Here is a 16,741-nt window from a genome sequence, read left to right on the forward strand (position 1 = left end):
GACCGGGCGCCCCTGACGAGAGGACGCCTGCGTGGACCGGGTCGCCATGATCAGCCTGCACACCTCGCCGCTCGACCAGCCCGGGACGGGTGACGCGGGCGGCATGAACGTCTACGTCATCGAGCTGTCACGCCGCCTCGCGCGCCAGGGCATCGCGGTCGACGTCTTCACCCGGGCCACGTCGTCGTCGCTGCCGCCGGTCGTGGAGGTCCCCGGCACGGACGGCGCGGTGCTGGTGCGCCACGTGGCGGCCGGTCCCTTCGAGGGGCTCACCAAGGGTGAGCTGCCCGGCCAGCTGTGCACCTTCGCGCGGGAGGTGCTGCGCACCGAGGCGGCCCACCCCCTCGGGCACTACGACGTCGTGCACTCGCACTACTGGCTCTCCGGCCAGGTCGGCGCGCTCGCCCGGGATCGCTGGCAGGTGCCGCTGGTGCACTCGATGCACACCATGGCCAAGGTCAAGAACGACGCCCTCGCCGAGGGCGACACCCCCGAGCCCGTCGCCCGCGTGATCGGCGAGGAGCAGGTCGTCCAGGCCGCCGACATGCTGGTCGCCAACACCGACCTCGAGGCCAAGCAGCTCATCAACCTGTACGACGCCGACCCGACCCGCGTCGAGGTCATCCACCCCGGCGTCGACCTCGACGTCTTCCGGCCGATGGACCGGGCGCAGGCCCGTCGTGACCTCGACCTCCCCGCGGACGCGGTGGTGGTGATGTTCGCCGGCCGGATCCAGCCGCTCAAGGCCCCGGACGTGCTGCTGCGCGCCGTCTCGGTGCTGCTGGACCAGGACCCCTCGCTGCGCTCGCGGCTCGTCGTCCCCGTCGTCGGCGGACCGTCCGGCAGCGGGCTCGAGCACCCCGAGTCGCTCGCCCAGCTGGCCTACGAGCTCGGCCTCGACGGCGTGGTGCGGTTCGTGCCGCCCGTGGCCCAGGAGGAGCTGGCCCGGTGGTGCGCCGCGTCCACCGCGGTCGCCGTGCCGTCGTACAACGAGTCCTTCGGGCTCGTCGCCGCCGAGGCCCAGGCGACCGGCACGCCGGTGGTGGCCGCGGCGGTCGGCGGGCTGACGACCGTCGTCGCCGACGGTCGCAGCGGGCTGCTCGTCGACGGCCACGAGCCGCGCGACTGGGCCGCTGCGCTGCGCCGGCTGATCGACGACCCCGAGCTGACGGCCCGTCTCGGCGACGGTGCGCTCGCCCAGGCGCGGGAGTTCTCCTGGGACCGCACGGCCGCCCGCACCCTCGAGGCCTACCGCACGGCGCGCACGCTGATGCGTGATGAGATGTCGGTGTGAGCGACTCCGCCATCGCCGACACCGTCCGCGGCTACCTCGACGCCAACGAGATCGAGTACGTCGAGGACCGTCCCGGGGTCTTCTCGCTGACCCTGCCGGGCGAGAAGAAGCTCCAGACGCCGGTGCGCCTCGACGTCGGCGAGCACGCGCTCGGGGTGCACGCCTTCGTGTGCCGCAACCCCGACGAGAACCACGCCCGGGTCTACCGCTGGCTCCTCGAGCGCAACCTGCGGATGTACGCCGTGGCCTTCGCCGTCGACCACACCGGCGACATCTACCTCGACGCCCGGCTGCCGCTGTCGGCCGTCAGTGACGACGAGCTCGACCGGCTCCTCGGCTCGGTGCTCACCCACGCCGACGAGTCCTTCAACGCCATCCTCGAGCTCGGCTTCGCCACCTCCATCCGCAAGGAGTGGGAGTGGCGGCTCTCCCGCGGGGAGTCGACGCGCAACCTCGAGGCCTTCCGGGGCTGGCTCGAGGCCGGGACCGACCCGGAGCCCTCCGCCTAGCGTCGCGCCGGCGTACGCCGGGTGAGCAGCACCCCGACGATCGCCATCGCCCCGCCGAGGAAGGTGAGGGCCGGCGGCACCTCGTCCAGCAGCGCCCAGGCGATGAGCGTCGTGATGGCGGGCACCAGGAAGGTCGTCAGGGAGAGCTTGCCCGCGTCGGTGTGCGTGAGCGCGAAGGCCCACGTGGTGAAGGCGATCGCCGTCGGGAAGACGCCGAGGTAGACCGTCCACCACAGGGTCGAGCCCCCCTCGGTCACGACGTCGACGAGGTCGTGGGCGAACGGCAGGCAGACCAGGGCGCCGATCACGAAGGACACGAAGACGACCTGCACGGAGGGGATGCGGCGCAGCAGCGACTTCTGGCTCAGCACGCCGACGGCGTACATCGCCGCAGCGAGCACCACGAGCAGGACGCCGACCAGGTCTCCGTCGCCGCCGCCCGAGTAGCCCCGGGCGATGATGGCGACCCCGCCGAAGCCGATGACCATGCCGATGAGCAGCCACCGGTGGAGGACCTCGCCGAAGATCCAGACCGCCAGGAACGCCACGATGATGGGGCCGATCTGGATGATCATGGCCGCCGTGCCGGCGTCGACGCGTCGCTCGCCCTCGTTGAGGGCCAGGTTGTAGACGCCGAACCACCCGATGCCGCAGGCGGCGAGCAGGATCCACTCGTGCCGGGTCGGCTGGACCCACCCGCGTCGCAGCACCAGCGGCAGGACCACCAGCGCGGCCACGAGGAGCCGCCCGGCGCCGAGCGAGCCGGGGCTGATGTCGTGCGCGACGTGGCGGATGACCACGAACGCGGAGGCCCACATGACCAGCGTGATCGCCCCCGCGGCCGCCGGGAACCAGGCCGGGTGGGTCGGCGCGAGGGGCTCGGCGTGCTGCGTACTGGTCATGAGCCAAGACTACGGACGCGCATGACAGCGGCGCGAGCGGGTTTCGGACGTCGTACGTCGAGATCCCGCCGTTGGCCTCGGGGGCCCGCGACCGAACGACCGGTCAGAGGTCGAGCTTGTAGCCGAGCCCCCGCACGGTGACGAGGTACTTCGGCTCGCTCGGGTCCGGTTCCAGCTTGGCGCGCAGCCGCTTGACGTGGACGTCGAGGGTCTTGGTGTCGCCGACGTAGTCGGAGCCCCAGACCCGGTCGATGAGCTGGCCGCGGGTGAGCACCCGACCGGGGTTGCGCAGGAACATCTCGAGGAGCTCGAACTCCTTGAGCGGCAGCCGCTGCTCGACGCCCTCGACGGTGACGACGTGGCGCTCGACGTCCATCCGGACCGGGCCGGCCTCGAGGGTGTCGGGTGCCAGGTCGGGCTCGGCGCCGCGGCGCAGGACGGCCCGGATGCGGGCGACGAGCTCGCGCGGGGAGTAGGGCTTGGTGACGTAGTCGTCGGCACCGAGCTCGAGGCCCACGACCTTGTCGACCTCGTCGTCCTTCGCGCTGACCATGATCACCGGGACGCTGGAGGTCTGGCGGATCGCCCGGCACACCTCGGTGCCCGGCAGGCCCGGCAGCATCAGGTCGAGCAGCACGATGTCGGCCCCGTTGCGCTCGAACTCGGTGAGCGCGCTGTTGCCGTCGGCGGCGATGGCCACCTCGTAGCCCTCCTTGCGGAGCATGTAGGCGAGGGCGTCGCTGTAGCTCTCTTCGTCCTCGACGACGAGTACCCGGGTCACGCGGGGTCCCCGTGGTGTCGTTCGTCGGAGGAACGGAGTGGGGGAGACGAAGAACATCGTGGGGTGCTCATCGGCGTACCTCCTGGGTGGGTTCTCCGACCGCGGGGTCGGGCTGGGGGTGGGACTGGACCGTGGGGCGGCGGGTCGCGTGGCGACCCGTGGTGTCGCGGGGGGCGACGACCGTGACCGGCGCGGTGGGACCGGCGAGCCGGGTGCTCGAGTGCGAGCTGAGGGGGAGCGTGAGGGTGAAGGTGGAGCCCTGGCCCTCGACGGACCACACGCTGACGTCCCCGCCGTGGGTGGCCGCGACGTGCTTGACGATGGACAGCCCGAGCCCGGTGCCGCCGGTGGAGCGGTGGCGTGCCGGGTCGACGCGGTAGAAGCGCTCGAAGATCCGGTCGATCTCCCGGGCCGGGATGCCGATGCCCTGGTCGACCACCGAGATCTGCGCGGTGTCGCCCATCGACTTGGTGGTCACCAGTACCCGGGACCCACCGTCGGAGTAGTGCACGGCGTTGGCGACCAGGTTGCTCACGGCGGCACCGATCTGCTCGGCCGAGCCGAAGACCTCCAGGTCGTGGTCGCCGCGGGTCACCAGGGTGATGTCCTTGGCCGCGGCGTCGATGGCGCTGTGGTCGACCGCGGCCGTCACGACGTCGTCGAGCCGCACCTGCACCGGCATCTCGAGCGGGTCGTCGCCCTGGAGGCGGGAGAGCTCGATGATCTGCTGCACCAGCCGGGACAGCCGGTCGCTCTCGTGCAGCATCCGGCGGGCGAAGCGCTGCACCGCCTCGGGGTCGTCGGCGGCGTCGTCGACCGCCTCGGCCAGCAGCCGGATAGCGCCGACGGGGGTCTTGAGCTCGTGGCTGACGTTGGCCACGAAGTCGCGGCGCACGGCCTCGACGCGGCGCTCGCGGGTGCGGTCCTCGACGAGGGCGAGCACCAGCCGCGAGCCGAGCGGGGCGACGCGGGCGACCACGGTGCGGGCCGAGGAGCGGTCACCGGCCAGCTCCATCTCGGCCTCGCGGATCTGCCCGTCGCGGCGTACGACGTGGATCAGGTCGCGCAGGTCCTCGACGAGGACCTCGTTGCCGCGCACCAGGCCGAAGGCGTACGCCGGCGCCGAGGCCTTGAGGACATGGTCCTCGGAGTCCACGACGACCGCGGAGGAGCGCAGCACCGACAGCACGGCGGCCACGCCGGGCGGCACGAGGGGCTCGTCGACGTGGGGGACGCGGCTCTGCTGGAGGTCGCTGATGTGCCAGGCGAGCACGGCGCCCCCGGCGACGATCGCGCCGATGACGGCAGCCAGTGCTGCCTGGGTCGTCGGGTCCACGCGACGATCGTACGCACGTCAGCGGCCCACGATCCGCCGCTGGACGCCCGTGCGCCAGTCCTGTGCCCACTGTTCACCACGCGTTCACCGCAGGCGTTCAGGAGGGCTCGCCGCGCCGCTTAGGCTGCGCTCCATGCGTGAGGCCTTCCATGACCAGCTCGATGCCATCTTCACCGACCTCGCAGAGATCTGCGGCCAGGTGGAGGTGGCGGTACGACGTGCGACCGAGGCGCTGCTGAGCGGCGACGCCGCCACCGCCGAGGAGGTCATCAGCGCCGACGAGGCCATCGACGCCAACCGCGAGCGCATCGAGGACAACGCCTTCGCTCTGCTCTCCCTCCAGCAGCCGGTGGCCGGGGACCTGCGGATGATCGTCTCGGCCCTGCGGATGGTCAGCGAGCTCGAGCGGATGGGCGACCTCTCGGTCCACGTGGCCAAGATCGCCCGCCTGCGGGTGCCCAACGTGGCCGTTCCCGACGAGATCCGCCCGACGCTCGAGCGGATGGCCGAGGTGGCCGAGGACATGGTCCGCCGGGTCCACGCGATCATCACCGACCGCGACGTCGAGGCCGCCATCGAGCTCGGCCGCGACGACGAGATCATGGACCAGCTGCGCCGCCGCTCCTTCGCCCAGCTGCTCGGCGACGACTGGTCGCACGGGGTCGAGGCGGCCGTCGACATCGCCCTGCTGGGGCGCTACTACGAGCGGATCGCCGACCACGCCGTCTCGGTGGCCAACCGGGTCGTCTTCGTCGTCACCGGCCAGCAGGTCAACCGCAACGACGACTGAGCGGCGTACGCCCAGGGGTCAGCCGGACCGGATCTCGGCCCGCCGTCGCGACCTCGTTCCTCGGTCGCGGGCTCGCTCGATCTCGGTGAGGTTCGTCGGCGCGAGCGCCGACGACTCACCGACCCTGGTTGGCGACCGCCGCGGCCGCGGCGGCAGCGGCCTCGGGGTCGAGGTACTCACCGCCCGGCACGGTGGGCGCCAGGGACTCGTCGAGGCGGTAGACCAGCGGCATGCCGGTGGGGATGTTGAGCCCCGCGATGTCCGCGTCGGAGATGCCGTCGAGGTGCTTGACCAGGGCCCGGAGGCTGTTGCCGTGCGCCGCGACGAGCACGGTGTGCCCGGCCTGCAGGTCGGGCACGATCTCGGCCTCCCAGTAGGGCAGGAACCGCGCGATGACGTCCTTGAGGCACTCCGTGCGCGGCATCTCGTCACCGAGGTCCGCGTAGCGCGGGTCGCCCACCTGGGAGAACTCGTCGGCGTCGTCGATGGGCGGCGGCGGGGTGTCGAACGAGCGGCGCCAGAGCATGAACTGCTCCTCGCCGTACTCCTCGAGCGTCTGCTTCTTGTCCTTGCCCTGCAGGGCGCCGTAGTGGCGCTCGTTGAGGCGCCACGAGCGCTTGACCGGGATCCAGTGCCGGTCGGCGGCGTCGAGGGAGAGGTGGGCGGTGGTGATCGCGCGCCGCTGCAGCGAGGTGTGCACGACGTCCGGGAGCAGCCCGGCCTCGACGAGCAGCTCGCCGCCGCGGACCGCCTCGGCGCGGCCCTTGTCGGTGAGGTCGACGTCGACCCACCCGGTGAAGAGGTTCTTGGCGTTCCACTCGCTCTCGCCGTGGCGGAGCAGGACCAGGGTGTACGTCATGGGTGGGTCTCCTCCGTGCGGGCGGGGCTCACTGGGTGGCGGACTCGGACTCGCTCGGCTCGTCGGCGGGAGCCGGCTCACCGTCCAGGCCCTCGAAGTTGCCGCTGTTGGGCACGACCGGGACCTCGACGTCGGCGGTCTCGCCGTTGTCGAAGGTGAGGGTGAGGGCCACGAAGTCGCCCGCCTCGAGGTCGCCGGTGACCTTCAGGTCGGCCGGCGGGTCGGCGAGGTTGACCAGGGCGCCGGGCGCGATCTCCACGGGCTCGAAGTCGGCCGCGGTCACGTCGCTGCCGTCGCCTGCCTGCAACTCGGTCAGCGAGGCGGCCTCCGTGGTGGAGTTGTTGGACAGCGACGCGATGAAGGTGCCGGACCCGGGCTCGGTGGACACGATCACGGCGCCCAGCACGTCGACGTCGCCGTCGCGGTTGTTGGCGCCGTTGGCGGGCGTGTAGTACCGGTCGGTCGCGTAGTCGAACCCGCACGACGTCAGGGCCGGCGCGGTGAGGGCCAGCGCGGCGGCGGTGAGCGCGAAGGAGCGTCGGAGCTGCATGGCGCACATGCTAGCGCCGACTCAGGTCAGGCCGACGGCCTGCCCGACCACCAGCAGGGCAACGACCACGAGCCCGGTGAACAGGCCGGCCAGGAGGAGCAGTCGCGGGGCCCCCGTGCGCAGCGCGATCCGCAGCGGGAGGTGGCGTCGGCCGTCGCGGTTGTCGGGGACGAGGCCCGGCAGGGCGCGCAGCACGTGGACCCCGACCCCGAGCAGTGCGGCCAGGACGGTCATCGTCACGGTCGGGGGCGTGTCGGTGCCCTGGCCGTTCCAGCCGCCGTACGCCAGGTAGGCCGGGTAGAGCGCGAACTGGACCGCCCACGGCAGCCAGGAGAGCACGCTGCCGCGCAGCACGCGGTTGGCGAGCAGCCCGACCCCGACGGCGAGCAGGTAGGCGGCGCCGGCGACCGTGCCGGCCGAGATCGAGAGGGGTACGACGAGCAGGGTCGCGCAGATCAGCACGAACCGCACCGTGCCGGGCTCCAGCAGTCCCTGGGCCAGGGGCTTGCGGGGGAGCTCGTGGCGCGCGTCGCCCTCCCGGTCGACGAGGTCGTTGTCCCACCCCTGGATGGCCTGGCCCACCAGCACGGTGGCGGCCACGAGCCCGATCTCGCGCAGCGGACGCCCGGCCAGGCCGGCCGCCGCCCCCATCCCCAGCGCGGTCAGGACGGCCTGCCGCGGGTGCGCGGCCTGCACCAGCAGCACCGGCAGGCTGCGGGCGAGGGAGAAGCCGCGTCGGGCGGGCGGGGCCTGGGTGGACATGGGTCGCAGTATCGACCACCGGGTCGGACCGGTGTGTCGATCGGGGGTGATTGGTCGGGTCCGTGGCGGTCCCGGCGACCCCCTCCGCAGGGGTGGGCGCACCATACGAACCAGAGTCTGTCAAGCCCGCGCAGGGGTCCTGACCTGCACAAACGATGTCGGAGGTGTCGCGGACGCGTGTTAGACTGGTCACCTAGAAAGAGGGGTACAAGTACATGACCTTCACCGTCGGCGAAACGGTTGTCTACCCGAATCACGGGGCCGCAGTCATCGAGGACATCGAGATGCGGACCATCAAGGGCGAGGACCGCCAGTACCTCGTCCTGAGGATCGTGGCCCAGCAGGACCTCGTGGTCCGCGTCCCTGCCATGAACCTCGACCTGGTCGGCGTGCGCGACGTCGTCGACAAGGAGGGCCTCGACCGCGTGTTCGACGTCCTGCGAGCCGCACACGTCGAGGAGCCGACCAACTGGTCGCGCCGCTACAAGGCCAACCTCGAGAAGCTCCACTCCGGCGACGTCATGAAGGTCGCCGAGGTCGTGCGTGACCTGTGGCGCCGCGAGCGCGACCGCGGCCTGTCGGCCGGCGAGAAGCGGATGCTGGCCAAGGCGCGCCAGATCCTCGTCTCCGAGCTGGCCCTGGCCGAGCACACCAACGAGGACAAGGCCGAGGCCATCCTCGACGAGGTCCTCGCCTCCTGAGCGGTTCCTGACACTCTGGTCGAAGCCCCCGACGCACGCTGTCGGGGGCTTCGTCGCGTCCGGGGGCGGGGAGCACGGACCGAGGGGGTGCGCGACGCCCTACGGTGGTCGCACCATGAGTGACATGACGTACGACGAGCGCGAGCTGCCGCCGGCCCTGGGCGTGGTGCTCGACGAGGACCGTGGCGCGCTGCCCTACGCCCTGATCCACGGCGAGGCCCTGGTGGCGTGCGCGGCGTGGGCGCTCGGCGGTGCCGGGGTGACGCCGGTGGACGTCGGAGTGCCGTGGTCGAGCGTGCAGACCGCCGAGGAGGCCGTCGTGCTGCACGACGCCCTGTGCCCGATGACCCCCGCCGCCTTCATCGCCCGCTGCGTCGAGCAGGCGCTCGAGCACGACGCCGTGGTGGTCGCCGTGCGCCCGGTCACCGACACCGTCAAGCACGTCGACGCCGGCGTCGTGGGCGAGACCGTGGACCGGGAGGGGCTGCTGGCCCCGTCGTCGCCGGTCGTGCTGCCACCCTCGGTGGTGGGTGCGCTGGACGACTTCCCGGGCCAGGACCTGACGGCCGTCGTCGCCGGGCTGCGCGGGAGGCACGCGATCGAGACCGTCCTGGCGCCACCCGAGGCCCGCCGGGTCACCTCCGCGGAGGAGATCGTGCTCCTCGAGGCCCTCACCGGCGAGGCCCCGACACCGTTCTAGGCGGGCTCAGGCACGCGCGGCGAGCAGCCGACCGGCGAGGACGACGTCCTCGGGGAAGGTGATCTTGACGTTGAGCGGGCTGCTCGGCACCGCCGCGACGTCGCCGTCGGCGTAGCGGGCGAAGCACGCGGCCGTGTCGGTGCCCTCGAAGCCGTCGCGCCTGGCCGCGTCGTACGCCGCGAGCAGGGGTCCGGCCCGGAAGGCCTGCGGGGTCTGCACGGTGCCCAGCGGGCCCGCGGCCGGCTCCAGCGCGGCCGTCAGGAGACCCACGACGGGCACGACGGGGATCGCGCCGCCGTGCTCGCGGGCGGCGGCGATGGTGGCGGCGAACAGCTCGCCCCCGGCCAGCGGCCGGGCGCCGTCGTGGACGGCCACGACGTCGATCCCACCCGCGTCGACCTCGCGGGCCAGCACGAGCAGGGCCGCCTCCTCCGAGGCGTGGCGGGTGACGCCGCCGGTGACCACCAGGACCTCCTGGTCCTCCAGGTACGGCGTGAGCGCCTGCGCCACCGCCTCCTGCTCGCCGTCGCGCACGACCACGACCGCGCGGCGTACGTCGTCCAGCGCGAGCGCGTCGCGCACCGACCAGGCGAGCACCGGTACGCCGGCAAGGGGGAGCAGCACCTTGTTGACGTCGGCCCCGACACGGGTGCCGGAGCCGGCGGCGAGGATCACGACGGCGGCAGGCATGGGGTGATCGTAGGCGCCCCGCGAGTCGGCGACCCGTGAGGTCGTGAGGACAAGTTGACACGTCGGTGAAACAAAGCGACCGGGTCGCGAAACCTGCGGTTCCTAGCGTCGCGGCATCCGCTCGAGAACCCCCGAGGAGCCCCCGTGTCCACCTCCACCGACACCGCCCCCACTGAAGACACCGCCGCCCCTGCCCTCGCCCCACCGCGGGGCGGGGTGACCATCGACGACTGGCGCCCCGAGGACGAGGCCTTCTGGGAGTCGGTCGGGCGACCGGTCGCGCGGCGCAACCTGGTCTGGTCGATCTTCTCCGAGCACCTCGGCTTCTCGGTGTGGCTGCTGTGGTCGGTCAGCGCCGCGATGCTGCCCAAGGTCGGCTTCGACTTCACCACCTCGCAGCTCTTCGTGCTGGTGGCGATCCCCAACCTGGTCGGCGCGCTGATCCGGCTGCCCTACACGTTCGCGGTGCCGCGCTTCGGGGGACGCACGTGGACGGTCATCAGCGCGTCCCTGCTGCTGGTGCCGACGCTGCTCTTCGCGTGGGCGGTGCAGTCGCCGCAGACGCCGTACTGGGCCTTCTGCCTGATCGCCGCGACGGCCGGGCTCGGCGGCGGCAACTTCGCCAGCTCGATGGCCAACATCAACTTCTTCTACCCGCTCCGCAAGAAGGGCACCGCGCTCGGCCTCAACGCCGCCGGGGGCAACGTCGGCGTCGCGTTCATCCAGTTCTTCCTCCCGATCGTCGTCGGCGGTGCCGGTGCCTTCGGCCTGGTCAAGGCGGGCGAGGCGCTGCACCTCGAGCGGGCCGGATACCTGTACGCCGCGCTGGCGGTCGTCGGCGCGCTGGCCGCGTGGCGGTTCATGAACAACCTCACCGGGGCGAAGTCGTCGCCGCGCGAGCAGCTCGTGGTGGTCAGGTACAAGCACACCTGGGTGATGTCGTTCCTCTACATCGGCACCTTCGGGTCCTTCATCGGCTACTCGGCCGCGATGCCGCTGCTCATCCGGATCAACTTCTGGAACCAGCCGGTCCCGGACGTGGCGGGCCTCGGCATCAACTTCGCCTACTACGCGTTCCTGGGTGCTCTCGTGGGCTCGATCGCCCGGCCCTTCGGCGGCTGGCTCGCCGACCAGTACGGCGGGGCGCGGGTGACCCTGTGGACCTTCGTCGTGATGATCCTCGGGACCCTCGCGGTGCTCCTCACGCTGACCCGTCTCACCCCGGTGCCCCCGTCGGAGGTCCCGGCCGACCCGAGCGCCTTCGTCTACTCCGAGGCCACCCGCGCGGCGGTCGACGCCAACTCCGCGATCTTCCCGTGGTTCCTGGCGGCGTTCCTGGTGGTCTTCGCGGCCAGCGGCGTCGGCAACGGCTCGACGTACCGGATGATCCCGCTCATCCTGCAGCGGCAGGCCGAGCAGACGACCACCGAGAAGACCCGCGAGGCCGACATGGCGCGCGCGACCAAGGAGTCCTCCGCCGTGATCGGCATCGCCGGTGCGGTGGGTGCCATCGGCGGGTTCCTCATCCCGCTCACCTTCGGCTCGCCGTGGGTGGGCGACCCGGTCGAGGCCGTGAAGGTGGCGTTCGGGGTGTTCACCGGGTTCTACGTCGTGTGCCTGGCGACCACGTGGTTCTTCTACACCCGGCGGACCACCGTGGCCGGCCGGGCGCCCGCGCTCGCCTCCGCGGACGTCTGAGGCCCCGTGACCTACACCCACTGCCCCTACTGCTCGCTGCAGTGCGGCATGCGGCTGACCGGGCGCCGTACGCCGCAGGTCGCCGAGTGGCCGGAGTTCCCGGTCAACCGCGGGGCGCTGTGCCGCAAGGGGTGGAGCGCGGCCGGCCTGTACGGCGGTCGCGAGCGGCTCACCACCCCGCTGGTGCGGGACCGGGCGACCGGCGAGCTCAGCCCGGTCTCGTGGGACGAGGCGCTCGACCTCGTGGCCGGCCGGCTGGTCGCGCTGCGCGCCGAGCGGGGACCCGACTCGGTCGCGGTCTTCGGCGGCGGCGGGCTCACCAACGAGAAGGCCTACCAGCTCGGCAAGCTGGCCCGGGTGGCGCTGGGCACCTCGCAGATCGACTACAACGGTCGCTGGTGCATGTCGTCGGCCGCGTCGGCCGGGCTGCGGGCCTTCGGGCTCGACCGGGGGCTGCCGTTCCCGCTGGCCGACGTCGAGCAGGCCGACGTCGTCGTGCTCGTCGGGTCCAACCTCGCCGAGACCATGCCGCCGGCCGCGCGCCACCTCGACGCGCTGCGCGCCCGCGGTGGGCGGGTCGTGGTCGTCGACCCGCGTCGTACGCCGACCGCGGAGCGCGCCGACGTCGTCGTCCAGCCCGTGCCCGGCTCGGACCTCGCGCTCGCCCTCGGCGTCCTGCACCTGCTCGTCGCCGGGGGACTGGTCGACGAGGAGTACGTCGCCGCCCGGACCACAGGCTGGGCCGACGTGCGCGAGTCGGTGGCCGGCTGGTGGCCCGAGCGGGTCGAGCGGGTCACCGGCGTGCCGGCCGACGAGGTGCGGGCGCTCGCCGACCGGCTGGGGGGTGCCCCGAAGGTGGTCGTCCTCACCGCCCGCGGGGCCGAGCAGCACAGCACCGGGTCCGACACCGTGCTGGCCTGGATCAACGTGGCGCTGGCGCTCGGGATGCCGGGGACGCCGGGGGCCGGCTACGGCTGCCTCACCGGCCAGGGCAACGGGCAGGGCGGGCGCGAGCACGGCCAGAAGGCCGACCAGCTGCCCGGCTACCGGATGATCGACGACCCGGCAGCGCGGGAGCACGTGGCCGGCGTGTGGGGCGTCGACCCGGACTCGCTGCCCGGCAAGGGGCGCTCGGCGTACGAGCTGCTCGACGCACTCGGGCAGCCGGACGGTCCGTCGGCACTGCTGGTCTTCGGCTCCAACATCGTCGTCTCCGCGCCGCGGGCCACCCACGTCACGCAGCGGCTGGAGTCGCTGGACCTGCTGGTGGTCGCGGACATGGTGCTGTCGGAGACGGCGGCCCTGGCCGACGTCGTGCTGCCGGTCACGCAGTGGGCCGAGGAGACCGGGACGATGACCAACCTCGAGGGCCGGGTGGTCCTGCGGCAGCAAGCCATCACCCCGCCCGCCGGCGTCCGCTCGGACCTCGAGGTGATCGCCGCGCTGGCGTCCCGGCTGGGCTCCGCAGGGGTCTTCTCCACCGACCCCGAGGCCGTCTTCGCCGAGCTCGGCCGCGCCTCCGCGGGCGGGAAGGCCGACTACGCCGGCATCACCTACGACCGGATCCGCGACGAGCACGGGGTCTTCTGGCCCTGCCCCGACGCCGCCCACCCGGGGACCCCGCGGATGTTCCTCGACTCCTTCGCGCACCCCGACGGGCGCGCCCGCTTCCTGGCGGTCGAGCACCGCGGACCGGCCGAGGTGCCGTGCGACGACTACCCGGTGCACCTCACGACCGGCCGGGTGCTCGCGCAGTACCAGTCCGGCGCCCAGACGCGCCGGGTGCGCGACCTGCCCGACACCGGCCCCTTCGTCGAGCTGCACCCGATGCTGGCCGGGCGGATCGGAGCCGTCGACGGTGAGCCCGTCACGGTGACCACCCGGCGCGGCACGATGACCGCGCCCGCCCGGGTGGTGGCCACCATCCGGCCCGACACCGTCTTCGTGCCCTTCCACTGGGTCGGGGCCAACCGGCTGACCAACGACGCCCTCGACCCGGCGTCGCGGATGCCCGAGTTCAAGGTGTGTGCCGCGGCGGTGAGCGCATGAGCGAGCGGCTGGTGGTCGTCGGAGGCGGGATGGCGGCCGTCCGGCTGGTCGAGGAGCTGTGCTCGCGCGGGTACGACGGCGTGGTCACCGTCCTCGCCGACGAGGACCACGCGCCGTACAACCGGATCCTGCTGTCCGCGGTCCTCGAGGGGACGCACAGCCCGGACGCGCTGACGCTGCGCTCGGCGGCGTGGTTCGCCGAGCGTGGCGTGGACCTGCGGCTCGGTGCCCGGGTGCTCGAGGTGGACCGCGGGGCCGGCGAGGTGATGCTGGTCGACGGCGAGCGGATCGGCTACGACCGGCTGGTGCTGGCCACCGGGTCGATCCCGACGCTGCCGCCGATCCGCGGGCTCGTGCGCCGCGACGGCTCCCTGCACCCGACGGTGCACGCCTTCCGCTCGCTCGCCGACTGCCGCCGCCTCGACGCCGCGATCCCCTCGTTGGTCGAGGTGCGAGCGCAGCGAGCCTCGAAACCGCGGGCCGTCGTGGTCGGTGGCGGCCTGCTCGGGCTCCAGGTCGCCCGGGCGCTCACGGTGCGCGGCGTGGCGACCGAGGTCGTGGAGGGGGCCCCGCACCTGCTGGCCTCGCAGCTCGGACCCGCCGGGGGGCGGGTGCTCGCCCGCGGCCTGCGCCGGCTGGGGACCGAGGTCTACGCGGGCTCCCGGGCGGTCGCGATGACCACCGACGGGCTGCGGCTCGACACCGGCTACGAGCTCAGCGCCGACCTCGTCGTGCTCACCGCCGGAGGGCGTCCCTCCACGGCGCTGGCCCGTCGGGCGGGGCTGATGGTGCGCCGCGGCGTGGTGGTCGACGCCGCCCTCCGGTCGGTCACCGACGGCCGCGTCCACGCGATCGGGGACTGCGCCGAGCACCGCAACCGCACGACCGGCTTCGTCCCACCCGCCTGGGAGCAGGCCGGCGTGCTGGCGGGCGTCCTGTGCGGCGAGGACGCGGCGTACGACGGCTCGCGGAGCGTGGCCCGGCTGCGCGCGACCGGCCTCGACGTGGCCGTCCTCGGCGACCCCGAGCACGCGCAGGGGGAGGTGGTGGAGATGACCAACCCCATCGCCGGGTCGCACCGGACCCTCGTCGTGCACGGCGGGCGGATCGTCGCGGCCGCGCTCGTCGGGGACCTGTCCCGGGTCGGCCTCATCACCCAGCTCTACGACCGGGGCACCGTGCTGGGCCCGGACGAGCCGGGCCAGCTGCTGCTGGGCGAGGCGGCCGCGGCACCGGTCGGCCTGCCCGACGACGCCGAGGTGTGCGCCTGTGCGGGGGTCAGTGCGGGGGCGGTCCGGGCCTGCTCGTCGTACGCCTCGTGCCGCGAGACGACGCGGGCGACCACCGGGTGCGGCGGTTGCGAGTCCGTCGTACGACGCCTGCTCGGCGAGGACGTCGCGGTCCCGGTCGGCTGAGGCACGCACGATGAAGGCAGTTCGTGCCCGGCGCCGATCGCGCGAGCGTGGGCGGCGGCCGGCGGCCGGCCAACTGCCTTCGCTGTGCGTGCCAGGAAGGGGGAGGTCGGCGTTGCTCAGGTGTTAGGAAGCGCCCGGTCGGCGTTGTCCAGGTGTCAGGGAGCGCCCGGTCGATCGGGAGCGAGGGTCTCCTCGCCCGGCGCCGACAGGGTGAGGACGGCCCGCTCGACGTGCTCGTGCTCCTCGAGCCGGGCGGTGACCGCGTGCAGCCGCCGTGCCACCGCGGGCTCCGGGTCGTCGCCGGCGAGGTCGACCGCCGCGATGAGCAGGACCTTGCCCGGCCCCACGAACTCGAGGTGCAGGAACGTCACCCGCTGCACGTCGGGGTCACCGCCGAGGGCCTCGAGCGCGGCGCCCCGCAGCTGCGGGGAGACGGCCTGCCCGACCAGGAAGTCCCGGTTGCGGCTGATGAGGAAGACCGCCACGCAGCCGAGGAGCACGCCGACGAGCACGGACCCGGCCGCGTCCCAGCGGGCGTCGCCCGTCGCCTGGTGCAGCCCGATCCCGGCCGAGGCCAGCAGGATCCCGACGAGGGCCGCCGCGTCCTCGGCGTAGACGGCGCGCAGCGTGGGGTTGGAGGTGCGCGCGAGGAAGCGCAGTGGGTGGAGACCGGCGACCCGGGCGGCGGAGCGGGTCTGTCGCCGGGCCTGCAGGAAGGAGATGCCCTCGAGGACGAAGGCGAGCGCCAGGACGGCGTACGCCCAGGTGTAGTCGACCTCCTCGCCCCCGCCGCCGCTCCAGCTGGTGATGCCGTGCCAGATCGACACGACCGCACCCGCCGTGAAGAGGCCGAAGGCCGCGAACATGGACCAGACGTAAGCCTCGCGCCCGTACCCGAGCGGGTGGGAGTCGTCGGGGTCCTTGTCCGCCCGCCGCTCGGCGACCAGGAGGAACACCTCGTTGCCGGCGTCGGACCACGAGTGGGCGGCCTCGGCGACCATCGACGCCGACCCGGTCACGACCGCCACGACCGACTTCGCCAGCGCGATGAGGACGTTGGCGCCCAGCGCGACGAGCACGGTGAGCAGGCTCTCGCTCCCGGTGGACGACGCCGTCGCCTCGGAGGCGCCGGGCGCGGGGGTCGTGCTGGACTCGGCCATGGGCACAGTCTGTCCCCCGGACCGGACAGCACCCTCAGCGACGGGTCGGGTGCGGCCTGCGGAGCGTGTCGGGGAGGAGGCCGGCGCCGGGACCGCGCTGGTCGAGGACGTCGCCGGGGTTGGAGAAGGCACAGCTGCGCAGGCTCAGGCAGCCACAGCCGATGCACCCGTCGAGGCCGCTCTTGAGCCGCTCCAGCGCTGCGATCTGGTCGTCGAGGCGCTGGCGCCAGTGGCGTGAGATGCGGTGCCAGTCGGCCTTGGTCGGGGTCCGGTTGTCGGGGAGGCGGGAGAGCTCGTCGCGGATCTCGCCGATGGTGAGGCCCACGTTGGACGCGGCGCGGATGAAGGCCAGCCGTCGCAGCACGTTGCGCTCGAACCGCCGCTGGCCGCCGGAGGAGCGGTCGGCCTCGATCAGGCCCTCCGCCTCGTAGTAGCGGATCGCCGACGCCGCGAAGCCGCTGCGGCGGGTGATCTCGCCCATCGGGAGCAGGTCGCGAGGATCCATTCGTCACACCCCTTGAACTCAAGTTCACTTCAACTTGAAC

Annotated in this window: 17 protein-coding genes; 8 read left to right on the forward strand and 9 right to left on the reverse strand. The window is 73.1% G+C overall.

Annotated elements, in window-relative coordinates; genetic code table 11:
- Nucleotides 1-31: 31 nt before the first annotated feature.
- Nucleotides 32-1,294: a D-inositol-3-phosphate glycosyltransferase gene (mshA, locus tag ASG94_RS13265; RefSeq protein WP_442938493.1), complete on the forward strand. Its 1,263-nt coding sequence runs from the start codon at nucleotides 32-34 to the stop codon at nucleotides 1,292-1,294.
- Nucleotides 1,291-1,803, forward strand: a complete 513-nt coding sequence (locus tag ASG94_RS13270; protein WP_200958113.1) for a YbjN domain-containing protein — start codon at nucleotides 1,291-1,293, stop codon at nucleotides 1,801-1,803. Before mshA ends, ASG94_RS13270 begins: the two co-directional genes overlap by 4 nt.
- Here ASG94_RS13270 and ASG94_RS13275 read toward each other — a convergent pair.
- The 3 genes from ASG94_RS13275 to ASG94_RS13285 form a co-directional block, all read right to left on the reverse strand.
- Nucleotides 1,800-2,705 carry a DMT family transporter gene (locus ASG94_RS13275; RefSeq protein ID WP_056926917.1) on the reverse strand — a complete coding sequence of 302 codons (906 nt, stop codon included), beginning with the start codon at nucleotides 2,703-2,705 and terminating at the stop codon, nucleotides 1,800-1,802. The genes ASG94_RS13270 and ASG94_RS13275 overlap by 4 nt on opposite strands.
- A gap of 103 nt (nucleotides 2,706-2,808) precedes the next feature.
- Complete coding sequence (locus ASG94_RS13280) at nucleotides 2,809-3,486, reverse strand: response regulator transcription factor (RefSeq protein WP_056927271.1); 678 nt, start codon at nucleotides 3,484-3,486, stop codon at nucleotides 2,809-2,811.
- Between the two features lie 67 nt (nucleotides 3,487-3,553).
- Entirely contained in the window at nucleotides 3,554-4,822 is a 1,269-nt protein-coding gene (locus ASG94_RS13285; RefSeq protein ID WP_082624171.1) for a sensor histidine kinase, read from the reverse strand.
- A 133-nt stretch (nucleotides 4,823-4,955) separates the two neighbouring features.
- On the opposite strand from ASG94_RS13285, the gene phoU reads away from it, so the two are divergent.
- Nucleotides 4,956-5,612 carry a phosphate signaling complex protein PhoU gene (gene phoU / locus ASG94_RS13290; RefSeq protein WP_056926918.1) on the forward strand — a complete coding sequence of 219 codons (657 nt, stop codon included), beginning with the start codon at nucleotides 4,956-4,958 and terminating at the stop codon, nucleotides 5,610-5,612.
- Between the two features lie 115 nt (nucleotides 5,613-5,727).
- On the opposite strand, the gene ASG94_RS13295 is transcribed toward phoU, so the two are convergent.
- The 3 genes from ASG94_RS13295 to ASG94_RS13305 are packed head-to-tail and all read right to left on the reverse strand — an operon-like array spanning nucleotide 5,728 to nucleotide 7,783.
- Entirely contained in the window at nucleotides 5,728-6,471 is a 744-nt protein-coding gene (locus ASG94_RS13295) for a phosphoglyceromutase (RefSeq protein ID WP_056926919.1), read from the reverse strand.
- Between the two features lie 28 nt (nucleotides 6,472-6,499).
- Complete coding sequence (locus ASG94_RS13300; RefSeq protein WP_056926920.1) at nucleotides 6,500-7,021, reverse strand: hypothetical protein; 522 nt, start codon at nucleotides 7,019-7,021, stop codon at nucleotides 6,500-6,502.
- A gap of 21 nt (nucleotides 7,022-7,042) precedes the next feature.
- On the reverse strand, nucleotides 7,043-7,783 hold the full coding sequence (locus tag ASG94_RS13305) for a UbiA family prenyltransferase (protein ID WP_056926921.1): 741 nt from the start codon (nucleotides 7,781-7,783) through the stop codon (nucleotides 7,043-7,045).
- Between the two features lie 215 nt (nucleotides 7,784-7,998).
- Between ASG94_RS13305 and ASG94_RS13310 the strand changes: the two genes are divergently transcribed.
- Nucleotides 7,999-8,484, forward strand: coding sequence for a CarD family transcriptional regulator (locus tag ASG94_RS13310; RefSeq protein WP_056926922.1), 486 nt, complete (start codon nucleotides 7,999-8,001; stop codon nucleotides 8,482-8,484).
- A gap of 115 nt (nucleotides 8,485-8,599) precedes the next feature.
- On the forward strand, nucleotides 8,600-9,184 hold the full coding sequence (locus tag ASG94_RS13315) for a 2-C-methyl-D-erythritol 4-phosphate cytidylyltransferase (protein ID WP_235537264.1): 585 nt from the start codon (nucleotides 8,600-8,602) through the stop codon (nucleotides 9,182-9,184).
- Between the two features lie 6 nt (nucleotides 9,185-9,190).
- Here the strand turns inward: ASG94_RS13315 and ASG94_RS13320 are convergent, their stop codons facing one another.
- A complete protein-coding gene (locus tag ASG94_RS13320; RefSeq protein ID WP_056926924.1) occupies nucleotides 9,191-9,874 on the reverse strand; it encodes an IspD/TarI family cytidylyltransferase in 684 nt (227 codons plus the stop codon).
- Between the two features lie 144 nt (nucleotides 9,875-10,018).
- Between ASG94_RS13320 and ASG94_RS13325 the strand changes: the two genes are divergently transcribed.
- From ASG94_RS13325 to ASG94_RS13335, 3 genes are read left to right on the forward strand one after another with little or no spacing between them, the layout of a single operon-like run.
- The gene (locus tag ASG94_RS13325) at nucleotides 10,019-11,572 is read left to right on the forward strand and encodes an MFS transporter (RefSeq protein WP_056926925.1); all 1,554 of its coding nucleotides are present in this window, start codon (nucleotides 10,019-10,021) and stop codon (nucleotides 11,570-11,572) included.
- 6 nt (nucleotides 11,573-11,578) lie between these two features.
- Complete coding sequence (locus ASG94_RS13330; RefSeq protein ID WP_056926926.1) at nucleotides 11,579-13,621, forward strand: molybdopterin oxidoreductase family protein; 2,043 nt, start codon at nucleotides 11,579-11,581, stop codon at nucleotides 13,619-13,621.
- Complete coding sequence (locus ASG94_RS13335) at nucleotides 13,618-15,036, forward strand: FAD-dependent oxidoreductase (protein ID WP_056927272.1); 1,419 nt, start codon at nucleotides 13,618-13,620, stop codon at nucleotides 15,034-15,036. The genes ASG94_RS13330 and ASG94_RS13335 overlap by 4 nt, the downstream gene beginning before the upstream one ends.
- A gap of 155 nt (nucleotides 15,037-15,191) precedes the next feature.
- Here the strand turns inward: ASG94_RS13335 and ASG94_RS13340 are convergent, their stop codons facing one another.
- Nucleotides 15,192-16,196: a cation diffusion facilitator family transporter gene (locus ASG94_RS13340; protein ID WP_056926927.1), complete on the reverse strand. Its 1,005-nt coding sequence runs from the start codon at nucleotides 16,194-16,196 to the stop codon at nucleotides 15,192-15,194.
- A gap of 34 nt (nucleotides 16,197-16,230) precedes the next feature.
- Nucleotides 16,231-16,701, reverse strand: a complete 471-nt coding sequence (soxR, locus tag ASG94_RS13345; RefSeq protein ID WP_056926928.1) for a redox-sensitive transcriptional activator SoxR — start codon at nucleotides 16,699-16,701, stop codon at nucleotides 16,231-16,233.
- Nucleotides 16,702-16,741: the final 40 nt, after the last annotated feature.

The sequence above is a fragment of the Nocardioides sp. Soil805 genome, assembly GCF_001429625.1.
In the GTDB taxonomy this organism is placed as follows: domain Bacteria; phylum Actinomycetota; class Actinomycetes; order Propionibacteriales; family Nocardioidaceae; genus Nocardioides.